This is a genomic window from Streptomyces albus subsp. chlorinus (assembly GCF_013302895.1).
Classification (GTDB): domain Bacteria; phylum Actinomycetota; class Actinomycetes; order Streptomycetales; family Streptomycetaceae; genus Streptomyces; species Streptomyces chlorinus.
This window is the reverse complement of sequence record NZ_VJOK01000001.1, coordinates 636,272-649,173: the sequence shown is the minus strand read 5'-3', so window position 1 is coordinate 649,173 and position 12,902 is coordinate 636,272. Positions and strand designations below refer to the sequence as shown.

Genomic DNA, 12,902 nt, shown 5'->3' with positions numbered 1-12,902 from the left:
CGGGTTGAGGCTGACGGTGACGCGGGCACGCGCCGGCAGCGCCGCGCGCAGCGCCTGGACGGCCAGCCCGTGCCCCAGGTTGAGGTGGTGCGCGGCGCGGAGGGCGGCCACGGGGTCGGTCCGGCCTGGGGCGTGCACCCCCGAGCCGTACCCCAGGAAGGCGCTGCACCACGGCTCGTTGAGCGTGGTCCACAGCTCGACGCGGTCCCCGAGGGCGTCGGCGACGATCCCGGCGTACTCCGCGAAGCGGTACGCCGTCTCCCGGGCTGGCCAGCCGCCGGCGTCCTCCAGCTCCTGCGGCAGGTCCCAGTGGTAGAGGGTGAGGGCCGGGGTGATGCCCGCGGCCAGCAGTTCGTCGGTGAGGGCCCGGTAGAAGTCGAGCCCCCGCTGCGAGGCGGGGCCCCGCCCGCCGGGCTGGACGCGGGGCCAGGAGGTGGAGAAGCGGTAGGCGCCCAGGCCGAGTTCCGCCATCAGCGCCACGTCCGCGCGCCACCGGTGGTAGTGGTCGCAGGCCACGTCGCCGGTGTCGCCTCCGGTCACCTTGCCCGGGGTGTGGGAGAAGGTGTCCCAGATGGAGGGTGTCCGGCCGTCCTCCCGTGCGGCTCCCTCGATCTGGTAGGCGGCGGTGGCGGCGCCCCACAGGAATCCCGCCGGGAAACGCACAGGTGCGGTGGGGTCCTCGGCGGTGGCCGGTGTCTCGTCGGTGGGCAGGGTCATAGGAGCGCTCCCATCATCGGGGGTCGGGCATCCGGCACGGGGCATCGGGGTACGGGTCAGCCTTTGACCGCTCCCTGCATGACGCCGCCGACGATCTGCTTGCCGAACAGGGCGAAGGCGACGAGGAGCGGCAGGGTGCCCAGCAGCGCGCCGGCCATGATGACGGACTCGTCGGGGATGTAGCCGCGGCCCAGGCCGGTCAGGGCGACCTGCACGGTGGGGTTGTCCTGGGTGAGGGCGATGATCGGCCAGAAGAACTCGTTCCAGGCCAGGACGAACGTCAGCATGCCCAGAACGGCCATCGCGGGCCGGGCGGCGGGGAAGACCACGTGCCAGACGACGCGCAGGCTGTGGGCGCCGTCCACGCGCGCCGCCTCGATCAGTTCGGTGGGCAGCGCGCCCACCAGGTACTGCCGCATGAAGAAGACGCCGAAGGCGTTCACCATCATCGGCAGGATCACCGCCTGGAGCTGGTTGGTCCACTCCAGTTCGGCGATCGCCATGAACAGCGGGACGACGCTCAGCTGCGGCGGCACCATCATCGTGCCGATCACCGCCAGCAGCAGCGCGTTCTTGGCGCGGAAGCGGAGCTTGGCGAAGGCGTACCCCGCCAGGGTGGCGAACACCACGGTGCTCAGCGCGATGGTGCCCGCCACGAAGACGGTGTTGAGCAGCGCCTTGCCCATGTTGGCGTCCTGCCACGCGGTGGTCAGGTTCGCGAACAGGTTGCCGCCGAACCAGAAGGGCGGAGGTGTCTCGGCCAGCCGCTGGTTGTCCCGGGAAGCGGCGACGGCCGTCCAGACGAGGGGCAGGAGCGATCCGGCCGTGAAGACCACGAGCACGGCGTAGGTGACCGGCCCGGCGTGCAGGTGCCGCCCGGCGCCCCCGGCTCTCGGGGCCCGGCGCCGCCGGGCCGTGGCTGGCTGCATGTCCCGCCCCCTTCAGTGGGTCTTGTTGAGTCGTCGGGCGACCAGCCAGTTGAGCAGGCCGATCGCGATGAGGATCAGGAACATCGCCCAGGCGATGGCGGAGGCCCGGCCGAGCTGGAAGTCGAACCAGCCCTGCTCGTACAGGTACAGCCCGAGCGTCTGGTACTGGTGGGAGCCGCCGCCCGTCTGCGAGCCGCCGAACAGCAGGGGCTCGCCGAACAGCTGGGTGGCGCCGATGGTGGAGACGACCACGGTGAACAGGATCGTCGGCCGCAGGCTGGGCAGGGTCACGTGCACGAACTGCTGCCGGCGGGAGGCGCCGTCCAGCGCGGCCGACTCGTACAGGTCGTGCGGGACGGCCTGCATCGCGGCGAGGTAGATCAGGGCGTTGTAGCCGGTCCACCGCCAGATCACGATGGCCGAGACGGCGAGCTGGGAGGTCCAGGTGCCGTTCTCCCAGTCGATGTGGTCGATGCCGACCAGCCCCAGCCCCCAGTTGATCATCCCGTAGTCGCGGCCGAAGAGCATGCCGAACACCAGGGTGGCCGCGGCCACCGAGGTGGCGTACGGGGTGAGCACGGCGACCCGGAAGAACGTCGAGCCCCGCAGCTTGTAGTTGAGCAGGTGCGCCAGTCCCAGCGCCATCAGCAGTTGCGGCACGGTGGACAGGACGCCGATGGTGAAGGTGTTGCGCAGGGCGTTCCAGAAGAAGTCGTCCTCCAGCAGCCGGGAGAAGTTCCGCAGCCCCACCCACTCCATGTGCGCGGGGTCGTGCAGCGAGACCCGGTGGAGGGAGGCCCAGCCCGTGTACAGCAGCGGGAAGAGGCCGAAGGCGGCGAAGAAGCAGAAGAACGGCGCGATGAAGGCGTAGGGGCTCCACCGGGCGTCCCACCGGTGGCGCCGGCTGCCCCGGCCCTCCCGGGCCCGCGCGGGGGCGCCGGCCGCCGGTGCGGGACGCCCGGTGGCCCGGGCCCCTGGGGCCGGGTCAGTCCTCGACGACGTCATCGATCTTCTTCACCGCGGCGTTCCAGCCCTCCTCGGGCGACTTGCCCTGCTGCTCGACCTGGAGGATGCCGATGTCGGAGATGGTCGTCTTGACCGTCTGGTCCTTCGGGCCGAGCGGGACGGTGGGGATGCCCTCGGCCGCCCGGGAGAAGATCTTTCCGATGGGCGCGTCACCGAAGTACGCGTGTGTGGCGTCCTTGACCTCGGGCAGCGCGTAGGCGGCCCGCGCACTGGGGAAGCTGCCCTGCTTGCGGAACAGCTTGGCCTGCTGCTTCGGCGCGGTCAGCCACTTGGCCAGCTTCAGGGCCTCCTCGGCGTGCTTGCCGCGCTTGGGCACGGTCAGGAACGAGCCGCCCCAGTTGGCGGGCTTGGGCGCGGCGGCCACGTCCCACTTGTCGGCGCCCTTGTCCCCGGCCTTCTCCTTGATGTAGCCGAGCATCCACGGCGGGCAGATGACGCTGGCGAAGGTGCCGTTGGCGTACGCCTGGTCCCACTCCTTGTCGAACTGCTTGAGGCGCCCGGTCATCCTGCCCTCGACGGCGCGCATGGCCAGGTCCCAGGACGCGCGGACGGCCTTGCTCTTCTTGTAGACCAGCTTTCCGCCGGCGCTGTAGTACTTGGTGGGGTAGCTGGCGACCGAGCCGTTGTACAGGCCGGCGGCGCCGTCCATGAAGGCGGTGCCCTTCGGTGCCTTCTTCATGTACGTCTCGCCGGTCTCGACGTACTTGGACCAGTCGCCCTGCCACAGTCTGCCGACCTCCTCGCGGCCGGTGGGCAGGCCGGCCTTCTGGAAGAGGTCCTTGCGGTAACAGACGCCCATCGGGCCGATGTCGGTGCCCAGGCCGACGACCTGTCCGCCGGGTGCCTTGGCCTGGTTCCACTTCCAGCCGAGCCAGTCGGACTTGTCGACCCCGTCCTCCTTGGCCATGTCGACGAACTTGTCCGCGTGCAGCCGGGCCACCTCGCTGATGTTGTCCACCTCGACGGCCTGGATGTCGCTCAGCCCGCTGTTGGCCGACAGGTGGTTGAGGAGGGCCGGGTAGTAGTTCTCGTTCCGCTCGGTCGAGTTCTCCTGGATGCGGATGCCCGGGTGCTTCTTCTCGTACTCGTCGTAGAGGCCGGCCTGCTTGTAGCCGAAGACGCCGAAGACCCCCACGGAGAGGGTCGTCTTGCCGTCGGCGTTCGCGCTGGAGCCGCCGTCCTCGGCGCAGCCGGCCAGCAGACCCGCGCTGAGGACGGCCGCCAGACCGGCGCCGACGAAGCGGTGGCGGCGCGCGGGCCGCGGGGTTCTCTTCCCGGTGCCAGGTGTCTTCCCGATGGTGCGCATGCTCTGCCGTCCCCTCCCGAAGCCGCGGAAAGCCGGGAGCCGCTCCATGGTCAATGGCGCCGACGCAAAACTATGGGAGCGCTCCCATCAATGCGATGCAGCATGGGTGGAAAGTGCCGTGGCGTCAAGAGGGTTCGGACAGGGGAGCGCTTCCACAGCACGGTGTAGTTGAATGAGACCCGCACAGCACGACTCACCGGACCAGCGGCGGCGCGGCCGGCGCCGCAGAAGGAGGACCCGTCCATGCCAGCAGCCCGCGGGGGAGACGCCGGGAGGTCCGGGCCGACCCTGGAACAGGTCGCCGCGCGTGCGGGCGTCGGCCGGGGGACGGCCTCCCGGGTCATCAACGGCTCGCCCCGGGTGAGCGAGCGCACCCGCGCGGCCGTCCAGGCGGCCGTGGCCGAACTCGGCTACGTCCCCAACCGCGCCGCCCGCGCCCTGGCCGCCGGCAGCATGGACGCCGTCGCCCTCGTGGTCCCCGAGCAGGAGAACCGGCTCTTCGCGGAGCCCTACTTCTCGGAGATCCTGCGCGGGGTGAGCACACAGCTGGCCGAGACGGACATGCAGCTGCTGCTGACCCTGCTGCACGACGAACGGAGCCGGGAGCGCTTCACCCAGTACGCCGCGGCGCACCGCGTGGACGGCGTCCTGATGGTGTCCGTGCACGGTGACGACCCGCTGCCCGATCTGCTGCGGGAGGTGGGGATGCCCGCGGTGATCAGCGGCCGCCGCTCACACGCCGAGCACGTGCCCTATGTCGACTCCGACAACTTCCTCGGCGCCCAGCTCGCTGTCGAGCACCTGATCGGCCGGGGCAGGCGGCAGGTCGCCACGATCACCGGCCCGCTGGACATGTACGGGGCCCGGTGCCGCCTCGACGGCTACCACGAGGCACTGCGCGCCGCCGGCCGCCAGGGCGCACGGCCTGGCGAACGGCTCGTCGTGGAGGGGGACTTCACCGAGGAGGGCGGCCACCGGGCCATGTGCGCCCTCCTGGAGAGGGAGCCGGGGGTGGACGCGGTCTTCTGCGCCTCCGACGTGATGGCGGCCGGCGCCCGGCTGGCGCTGCGCGAGGCGGGACGCGAGGTCCCCGGCGACGTGGCCCTCGTCGGCTTCGACGACTCCGCGGTCGCCCGCCACATGGACCCGCCGCTGACGACCGTGCGGCAGCCCATCGAGGAGATGGGCCGGGCCATGGTCCGGATGCTGCTGGAGCTGATGTCCCACGAGCGCGACCGGGCCGGCGCGGAGCAGGGGCCCTACCTCGTGCTGCCCACGGAACTCGTCCGCCGCCGCTCGTCCTGACCCGCGCACCGGGGCCGGACGCCCGGGGAGCCGGGCACGCCGCGGCACCCCGGGCGTCACGTCACGGGTACGGGTACGGGTGCCGGAAGCGCCACGGGTGCGACGGGTGGCGCGGCGAGCGCTCGGCCGCGGTGCCGGACGGCGGAGTCCGGGCCGGGCCTCTCGCCCGCCACGGGCGGGCCCGCGCCGCTCGTCAGAAGCCGCCGCCTCCGCCACCCCCGCACGACGAACCCCCGCCCCCGCATGAGGAGACCCCGCCTCCGCATGACGAACCGCCGCCCTCGCACGACCCTTCGCCGCCACCGCTGCCGCCGTGGTGGGGGCCGCTCTCCTCGTTGCCCCCGGCCCGCCATGCCTGCCCGGTGTAGCCGCGGCTTCCGCGACGGCCTCCGTGGAGGTTGGGCGGCTTGACCATCATCTTGACGATGAGGGTGCCGAACACCAGCAGTAACCCCAAGAACACCAGCCACGCGACCATGTGCGTCCCCCTCGCTCGTCTGCGTGCCCCGTACTGGTGAGACGAGCGGGCGGCCCGGAAGGTTGGGCCGCCGGCGGATCCGGCCCGGCCACCGCGGAAGGAACCCGGTCCTTTCCGTGCCGTCGCGGGTATTGACCGGTCAATTGAGCGACTACTACGGTCCATTCATGTCGGCACCGCTGTACCTCCGGATCCGGAACGAGTTGGAAGCCCGCATCAGATCCGGGGAACTGCCGCCCGGCTCACGGCTGCCCACCGAGGCCGAGCTGCGGGAACAGCACGGGATCGGCCGCGCCACCGCGCAGCGGGTCCTCAACGAACTGGCACAGGCGGGCCTCGTCGAACGGCACCGGCGCCGGGGCACGTTCGTGGCGGACGGGGTCCGCAAGGAGAACCTGCTGCGGTTCGTCAATCCCCGGCTGGCCGCCCCGGAGATCCCGGGACGCCACGAGGTCCACAGCGCCGCCGTCGTCCGTGCCGCGGAGGTGACCCCTCCCGTGCCGGGGCTGGACGACGACACCCCCGTCAACCACCTGGTGCGCCGCAAGTTCGACACCGAGGAGACCCCCCTCGCCCTCGAATACGCGACGGTCCCCTTCGCACTGGCGCCCCGCCTGCTCGACGAGGACCTGGCGCACCTGACGATGATCCCCTACTTCCGCGCGCAGGGGGTGCCCCTCGCCACCTCCCGCATGTACCTCGATCCCGTCCTGCTCGACGAGAAGACCGCCGGACTGCTCGCCTGCGAGCCGGGAGTCCCCGTCCTGCGGCAGCGCAGGCTCACCTGGCTGGAGAACGGAGAACTCGCCGAGTCGGCGGCGTATCTGATGCGCCCCGGCCTCATGGAGTTCTACATCGAGCAGTCCGTCCGCGACGACTGACCCCACCCGTGCCGCGTCCCCGCGCGCCGCATTCCCAAGGAGCTTCCATGACGGCTTCCACGCCCCGTGTGGCAATCGTCGGCACCGGAGTCATCGGCGCCATGGCCGCCTGGCAACTGGCCGGCCGCGGCGCGCGGGTCCTCGCCTTCGACGCCTACGGGCGCGGCCACGACCGGGGGGCCTCGGCCGGCGAGTCCCGCATCTTCCGCACCGTCTACAAGGAGGGCGCCTCCTACGTCCCGCTGCTGTTGGAGGCCCGCGAGCTGTGGCGCACGCTGGAGGCGGAGAGCGGACGCGCTCTGCTGACCCTGTGCGGCGGCCTGACCATCGGCGCGCCCGACGAGCCCGATCTGAAGGCGGTACGCCACTGCGCCGAGGAGGCCGGGCTGCCGCACGAGATCCTCGACCGGGAGCAGACCGCGGCCCGCTTCCCCCAGCACCGTCTGGACGAGGGAGAGATCGCCCTCCACGACCCGGGCGCCGGGGTCCTGCGCCCCGAACCCTCGGTACAGTCCGCACTGGAGGCGGCGGAGCGCCACGGCGCCCGGATCCTCTCCTACCGTCCCGTCGACGACCTCACCGAGACGGCGCACGGCTGGCGGATCGCCTCGGGGGAAGAGACCTGGGACGTCGACCACGTCGTCCTCACCCCCGGTCCGTGGGCGGCACGGCTGGCGCCGCTCGCCGGGCTGCCGGTGCGGGCGAAGCGCATCACGGCCTGCTGGTTCGCGGCCCGCGAGGTGGCAGCGCACCAGCCGGACCGGCTGCCCATCGCCATCCGCCGCCACCCTGAGGCCGGCTTCTCCTGCTTCCCCGTGCTCGACGGGGTCGCCGTCAAGATCGTGCCCCACCACCTCGGCTGGCCCGACATCGAGGGCCCGGACGACCTGCCGCGCGGCGCCGACCCCGCGTTCGCGCGCGCGGCGTCCGCCGCGGTCGGCCGGCTGCTGCCCGGACTGGTCCCGGACCCGGTGCGCATCGGCACCTACGCGGAGGGCTTCACCCCCGACGGACACCCCGTCGTGGGCCCGCTTCCCGGCGCGGCACGCGCCACCGTCCTCACCGGCTTCTCCGGCCACGGCTTCAAACTCGCCCCCGTCTTCGGCCGGATCGCGGCCGACCTCGTCCTGACCGGTGGGACCGGGCACGACCTCTCCGGACTGTCCCCGCACCGGTTCGCCCACCGGTAACACTCCCCGGCCCCACCCCCACACCCCCCGCCGCTCCTCGTCCCCACCCTCACCACCCGTGCGCGCGCCGTCCGCTCACGTGCCGTGCACGGGTGCTGGTCCCGTCATGCCTGGAGGCAGGCCATGCCCAGAAACTCGACCGGCCAGATCCTCGCCATCGTCCTCGCCAGTGCGCTGATCATCGCCCTGGGCGCACTGCTGTCGATGTACTTCGGCAAACGTGCGAAGAATTCCGACGACTGGCTCGCGGCGCCCGAGTCGCTGCCCCTCGGCGTCGTCGTGATCACCCAGTTCGCCACCGCCGTCGGCGGCGGTGTGCTCATCGCCCACGTCGGCATCGCCTACTCGGCCGGCTGGTCCGTCTTCGCCTACGAAGGCTGCGTCCTGCTCGGCTTTCTCGGCCTCGCCCTGATCGCCCGCTGGCTGCGCCAGCAGCGCTTCACGACGGTCCCGGACATCGTCAGCAGGCTCTTCGGGACCAGCAGGCCCGTCACCGCGGTGGCCTCGCTGGCCGCGCTCATCGTGCCCTTCGGCTGGCTGGCCACCCAGTTCGTCGCGTTCGCGAAACTCTTCGGGGAGCTGACCGGCATCTCCGCCACCGCCCTGATCCTCACGATCACCGCGGGCTCGCTCGTCTTCGTGCTGCCCGGCGGGCTGACCTCGGTGGTGTGGACGGACTTCGTCTTCGGCATCTTCAAGATCGTGATGTCGCTGGTGGTGGCCGCCTACGCCGTCCATCTCGCGGGCGGCTGGAGTGGGATGACAGGCAAGGTGCCCGACGAGCTGTGGCGGCCCAGCGGCATCACCGCGGTGGGCGGCGAACAGATCGGGCTGTGGGTGGCCGCGATCGTCCCCGGCACGCTGACCAACCAGCTCTACTTCCAGCGGGTGTTCGCGACCAAGAAGGTCTCCGACGCCCGCCGGGGCCTGGTGCTGTCCGGGGTGACGATCCTGGTGGGCGGCCTGTATGCGGGGTGCATCGGACTCGCCGTCCGCGCCATGAACCCGGGGCTGGCCAATCCGGAGGACGCGGCGGGCTGGCTGATCACCCGGCTGCCCGCGGTCCTCCTCGTCGTCTACGGCGCGTTCCTCGTCGCGACGATCATCTCCACCACCGGCGCCGCCCTGCAGTCCGTCGTCGCCAATGTGATCAGGGACCTGTACCAGAACGTGTTCGCGCGCCGCCGCGACGACCGGGGAACGGTGTCCCTGTCCCGGGCCGTCACCGTCCTGGTCGCCGTCCTCGCGGCGGGACTGGCCATCGCCTTCCCGAGCGCGCTCGACTGGCTGGTGGCCAGCTACGCCTACTCGGCCGCCACCCTGGCCGCACCCGTATTCGGCGGCTACCTGCTGCGCCGCCGCTTCACCCTGCGGCCCGTGGCGGCGCTGGGCAGCATGCTCGCCGGGATCGCCGGCTGCGCCGCCGCCCAACTCGCCGGCACCACCGTGCCGTACGCCGTCTACGGCATCGGGGCGTCCGTCCTGGCGCTGCTCGTCCTGCTCGTGTCCGGCCCCGGCAGGCGGCCCGGCGCACCCGAGCCCGCCGAAACCGCCCTGGGCCTGCCCGCCGTCACCGAGAGCTGAGAGGAGACACCACCGCATGAGCCGTATGCGTATCGCCGTCGTGGGACTGGGAGTCGTCGGAGCGAGCGCGGCCAGGTCACTGGCTCTCGCGGGCGCCGAGGTGACGGTGTTCGAGCGCACAGCGCCCGCCGCCGGCACCACCGGGACCTCGTTCGCCTGGATCAACTCCCACCAGAAGAACCCGCTCGCCTACCACGAGCTGAACGTCGCGGGAATGGCCGAGCACGCGGCACTCCAGGAGCCCGGCGGGCAGTGGTACTTCCCGGGCGGAAACCTGGAGTGGGCGCACGGGCCCGGCCGGGAACGCCTCGCCGCCGCCGTCGCCGAACTGCGCGCCCGCGACTACCCGGTCGAGTGGATCAGCGCCCGGCGCGCCCGGCGGCTGGTGCCGGACCTGCGGGTACCGGACGGCGTGGAGGAGGTGGCCTGGTACCCGTCGGAGGGGTACGTGCTGCCGGTCGCGCTGCTGGCCCGCCTGTGGGGGGAGGCCCGGGACCACGGCGCCCGGCTGCGCTGCCCGGAGGAGGTCACCGGTCTCAGCCGCGAACGCGGCGGCGCCCGCGTCACGCTGGCGGACGGCGGAAGCGCGTACTTCGACGCCGTCGTCCTGGCGGCCGGCCGCTGGAGCGAGGCGGTGGCCCACCTCGCCGGAATGCCGCTCCCCATGGCGGACCCGGAGGCCCCCGGTTCGGCCACCGTCGGGTTCCTCGGCTGCACGGCACCGCTGCCGACCCGCGTCGGCTCGGTCCTCACCACGCCCGAACTCAACGTCCGGCCCGAAGGCGGCGGCCGGCTGGTGGTGCAGGGACTCGACCTGGACGCGGCCGCCGACCCCGCCGCGGTCCCGGCGCCGGACGGCCCACAGGCCCAGGAGCTGTGCGCACGGCTGCGGAACCTGCTGGAGGGCACCGAGGCGGCGCGCCTGGAGTCCCTGCGCGTCGGCCAACGCGCGCTGCCCGCCGACGGGCTGACCGTCGCGGGCTTCCACACCGACGGCGTGGTGTACGCGCTCGCCACGCACAGCGGCATCACCCTCGGGCCGCTGCTGGGCCGGCTGGCGGCCGAGGAGGTCGTCGCGGGGAAGGAGAGCCCGCTGCTGGCGGCGTTCCGCCCCGGCCGGTTCGCCGGTGTCGACAAGGCGACCCTGCCTCCACCGGTGCCGGCCCGTTTCGCCGGCCAGCAGTGAGCCGGACCGTCCTCACCACCGCCCGGCCGGACGACGAGGGGACGTGCCGGCCGGGGGCGGAGGGCGGGTCCGGGCGGGCTTGACGTAATTTCTGTCCGCCGGGTGTCCGGCGTCGCCGCCTTCTGATAGGAAACCTTCCTAACGGCGCGCCGGTACCACCCAACCCGCCACCGCTCACTCCCGCTTGGAGCTTTCAGATGTCACCGTTCGACGGCACGGCACGCTCTGGGAACCTCTCACGCCGCACCGCCCTCGCACTGCTGGGGGCCTCCGTGGCGGCGGTCCCCCTGGTGAGCGCCGGTCACCTCCCGGCCGCCTCGGCGGCCGGGAGGGGGACGGGGCTCGACGACCCCGCGAAGAAGGAGATCGCCATGAAGCTGGTCTCCAGCGCGGAGAACTCCTCCCTCGACTGGAAGGCGCAGTACAAGTACATCGAGGACATCGGCGACGGCCGCGGCTACACCGCCGGGATCATCGGCTTCTGCTCCGGCACCGGGGACATGCTCGACCTCGTCGAGCTGTACACGGACCGCGAGCCGGGCAACGTCCTGGCCCCGTACCTGCCCGCACTGCGCAGGGTGAACGGTTCCGACTCGCACGAGGGGCTCGACCCGCACTTCACCGGCGACTGGCGCGAGGCGGCCCGGGACAGGGTCTTCCAGCGGGCGCAGGACGACGAGCGCGACCGCGTGTACTTCGACCCCGCCGTCAAGCAGGGCAAGGCCGACGGCCTGCGGGCGCTGGGGCAGTTCGCCTACTACGACGCGCTCGTCATGCACGGCGACGGCAGCGACGCCACCAGCTTCCGCAACATCCGCAAGCGCGCCCTGCGCCGGGCGCAGCCGCCCGCCGCGGGCGGCGACGAGAAGAGGTATCTCGACGCGTTCCTGGACGCGCGGGTGTGGGCCATGAAGCAGGAGGAGGCGCACAGCGACACCAGCCGGGTCGACACCGCCCAGCGTGTCTTCCTGCGCGAGGGCAACCTCGACCTCGTACCGCCGCTGGACTGGAAAGTCTACGGCGACAGTTACCACATCGACTGACCGCGGCCGGTACGTCCCGGCCGGGGTGCGTCGGCCGTGGCCCGTGGCCCATAGTCGGTGCATGAGCGTCTCATCCGACAACTCCCGCCGAACCAGCCACGGTACGACCACCGGCACCGCCGCACCCCGGCCGCGGGCACCGTTCGGTGCCCGCGAGGCCGCGGCCACCGTGCTGACCGCCACGGTCGCGCTGTACATAGCGCTGGTCGCCTTCGGAAACATCACCGACTTCGGTACCAACAGAGAGTTCGTGCGCCACGTCCTGGCGATGGACACCACCTTCCGGGACGACGACCTGATGTGGCGGGCCGTCACGAGCCGGGGCCTGCAGGACGCGGCCTATGCGGCCATCATCGTCTGGGAGAGCGCCTCCGCCCTCGTCCTGATCGCCGCCACCTGGCTGTGGGCCCGCCGTCGGGACCCGCGGCGGGCCCGACGCCTGTCCACCGCCGGTCTGCTGATGCTCGTGCTGCTGTTCGGGGCGGGCTTCCTCGGTGTCGGCGGCGAGTGGTTCGCCATGTGGCAGTCGGAGAAGTGGAACGGCCTGGAGGCCGCCACCCGCGTCCTGGTCCTGGCCGGACTCGCCCTGCTGGCCGTGCTTCTGACGGAGGACCGCACCAGCCGCGCGGAGCCCGAGGAATGAAGGGGCGGAGGGGGGCGCCCGTGTCCGCGGTCCGGACGCGGTAGCGGCGCGGCCCCGCGCGACCGCCGCCCGGCCGTACGCAACCCGGCGCCGTCCGGCGGTGCGCGACCCCGCCGCCGGACAGTGCGCCAGCTCTCGCCGCCCACGCCCCTCGCCGCTCACCTGCTCGGCCGTCCGGCTCCTCGGCCGCCCGTCCGTGTCATCCGGGACCGTCGGCAAGGTCCCCCGTCCACCGCTCCCGGCCGCGCGCCGGAACCAGCAGCCACGGTCGCGGGTGGCGCCGCCAGCCGTGCGCCGTCAGCGTGGTGGGGGCGCGGTCGCCGGCGAACAGCAGGCGCGTCGCGTCCGTCACGCGCGGGTCAGCGAGGGCGGCGCCGCGCCCCGCGAAGGGCAGGCCGGTGGCGTACCGCCAGCGCAGCCGCACCCCCGCCGGGTGAGGCCCCGCGGGCAGGGTGACCTCCACCCGCCGCCAGGCGCGCGTACCGTGCCCGTACCGGGCCGTTCCCGGTACGGGCCGCCAGGTGCGGCCGCCGTCCCCGCTCGCCTCCATCAGGAGGCGGCTCCGCGGTCCGGTGTCGACCAGGGCGCGGTAGCCGACGCGCAGCCGGCCGCGT

The 12,902-nt window shown here is 72.7% G+C and carries 12 protein-coding genes and 1 pseudogene; 7 read left to right on the top strand and 6 right to left on the bottom strand.

The window, feature by feature from the left end; translation table 11 throughout:
* The 4 genes from FM076_RS03000 to FM076_RS02985 form a co-directional block, all read right to left on the bottom strand.
* The coding region (locus FM076_RS03000; RefSeq protein ID WP_173868393.1) for a family 1 glycosylhydrolase at positions 1-717 on the bottom strand (717 nt) is incomplete at its 3' end.
* A 56-nt stretch (positions 718-773) separates the two neighbouring features.
* Entirely contained in the window at positions 774-1,646 is an 873-nt protein-coding gene (locus tag FM076_RS02995; protein ID WP_173868392.1) for a carbohydrate ABC transporter permease, read from the bottom strand.
* 12 nt (positions 1,647-1,658) lie between these two features.
* Complete coding sequence (locus FM076_RS02990) at positions 1,659-2,651, bottom strand: carbohydrate ABC transporter permease (RefSeq protein ID WP_173868391.1); 993 nt, start codon at positions 2,649-2,651, stop codon at positions 1,659-1,661.
* A complete protein-coding gene (locus FM076_RS02985; protein ID WP_173868390.1) occupies positions 2,632-3,978 on the bottom strand; it encodes an extracellular solute-binding protein in 1,347 nt (448 codons plus the stop codon). The genes FM076_RS02990 and FM076_RS02985 overlap by 20 nt, the downstream gene beginning before the upstream one ends.
* Before the next feature lie 243 nt (positions 3,979-4,221).
* Between FM076_RS02985 and FM076_RS02980 the strand changes: the two genes are divergently transcribed.
* Positions 4,222-5,283, top strand: coding sequence for a LacI family DNA-binding transcriptional regulator (locus FM076_RS02980; RefSeq protein ID WP_173868389.1), 1,062 nt, complete (start codon positions 4,222-4,224; stop codon positions 5,281-5,283).
* Positions 5,284-5,476: 193 nt separating this feature from the next.
* Here FM076_RS02980 and FM076_RS02975 read toward each other — a convergent pair whose 3' ends face one another.
* The gene (locus FM076_RS02975) at positions 5,477-5,746 is read right to left on the bottom strand and encodes a hypothetical protein (RefSeq protein ID WP_180217702.1); all 270 of its coding nucleotides are present in this window, start codon (positions 5,744-5,746) and stop codon (positions 5,477-5,479) included.
* Between the two features lie 182 nt (positions 5,747-5,928).
* Between FM076_RS02975 and FM076_RS02970 the strand changes: the two genes are divergently transcribed.
* The 6 genes from FM076_RS02970 to FM076_RS02945 all read left to right on the top strand — a co-directional run bounded on the left by FM076_RS02970 (position 5,929) and on the right by FM076_RS02945 (position 12,288).
* Positions 5,929-6,642: a GntR family transcriptional regulator gene (locus FM076_RS02970; RefSeq protein ID WP_173868387.1), complete on the top strand. Its 714-nt coding sequence runs from the start codon at positions 5,929-5,931 to the stop codon at positions 6,640-6,642.
* A gap of 47 nt (positions 6,643-6,689) precedes the next feature.
* Entirely contained in the window at positions 6,690-7,832 is a 1,143-nt protein-coding gene (gene solA, locus FM076_RS02965; protein ID WP_173868386.1) for an N-methyl-L-tryptophan oxidase, read from the top strand.
* A 123-nt stretch (positions 7,833-7,955) separates the two neighbouring features.
* Positions 7,956-9,416, top strand: coding sequence for a sodium:solute symporter family protein (locus FM076_RS02960; RefSeq protein WP_173868385.1), 1,461 nt, complete (start codon positions 7,956-7,958; stop codon positions 9,414-9,416).
* Between the two features lie 16 nt (positions 9,417-9,432).
* Positions 9,433-10,602, top strand: coding sequence for an NAD(P)/FAD-dependent oxidoreductase (locus FM076_RS02955; protein ID WP_243274279.1), 1,170 nt, complete (start codon positions 9,433-9,435; stop codon positions 10,600-10,602).
* 197 nt (positions 10,603-10,799) lie between these two features.
* Complete coding sequence (locus tag FM076_RS02950) at positions 10,800-11,645, top strand: chitosanase (protein WP_173868384.1); 846 nt, start codon at positions 10,800-10,802, stop codon at positions 11,643-11,645.
* A gap of 61 nt (positions 11,646-11,706) precedes the next feature.
* Entirely contained in the window at positions 11,707-12,288 is a 582-nt protein-coding gene (locus FM076_RS02945) for a DUF2165 domain-containing protein (protein WP_173868383.1), read from the top strand.
* A 199-nt stretch (positions 12,289-12,487) separates the two neighbouring features.
* On the opposite strand, the pseudogene FM076_RS33040 reads toward FM076_RS02945, so the two are convergent.
* Positions 12,488-12,902: pseudogene (locus tag FM076_RS33040) on the bottom strand (hypothetical protein); the annotation flags it as partial.

Coding starts and splice junctions, on each gene's coding strand:
- FM076_RS02950 (WP_173868384.1), top strand. CDS start 10,800: ATGTCACCGTTCGACGGCACGGCACGCTCTGGGAACCTCTCACGCCGC.
- FM076_RS02945 (WP_173868383.1), top strand. CDS start 11,707: ATGAGCGTCTCATCCGACAACTCCCGCCGAACCAGCCACGGTACGACC.
- FM076_RS02995 (WP_173868392.1), bottom strand. CDS start 1,646: ATGCAGCCAGCCACGGCCCGGCGGCGCCGGGCCCCGAGAGCCGGGGGC.
- FM076_RS02955 (WP_243274279.1), top strand. CDS start 9,433: ATGAGCCGTATGCGTATCGCCGTCGTGGGACTGGGAGTCGTCGGAGCG.
- FM076_RS02970 (WP_173868387.1), top strand. CDS start 5,929: ATGTCGGCACCGCTGTACCTCCGGATCCGGAACGAGTTGGAAGCCCGC.
- FM076_RS02960 (WP_173868385.1), top strand. CDS start 7,956: ATGCCCAGAAACTCGACCGGCCAGATCCTCGCCATCGTCCTCGCCAGT.
- FM076_RS02990 (WP_173868391.1), bottom strand. CDS start 2,651: ATGACGTCGTCGAGGACTGACCCGGCCCCAGGGGCCCGGGCCACCGGG.
- FM076_RS02985 (WP_173868390.1), bottom strand. CDS start 3,978: ATGCGCACCATCGGGAAGACACCTGGCACCGGGAAGAGAACCCCGCGG.
- solA (WP_173868386.1), top strand. CDS start 6,690: ATGACGGCTTCCACGCCCCGTGTGGCAATCGTCGGCACCGGAGTCATC.
- FM076_RS02980 (WP_173868389.1), top strand. CDS start 4,222: ATGCCAGCAGCCCGCGGGGGAGACGCCGGGAGGTCCGGGCCGACCCTG.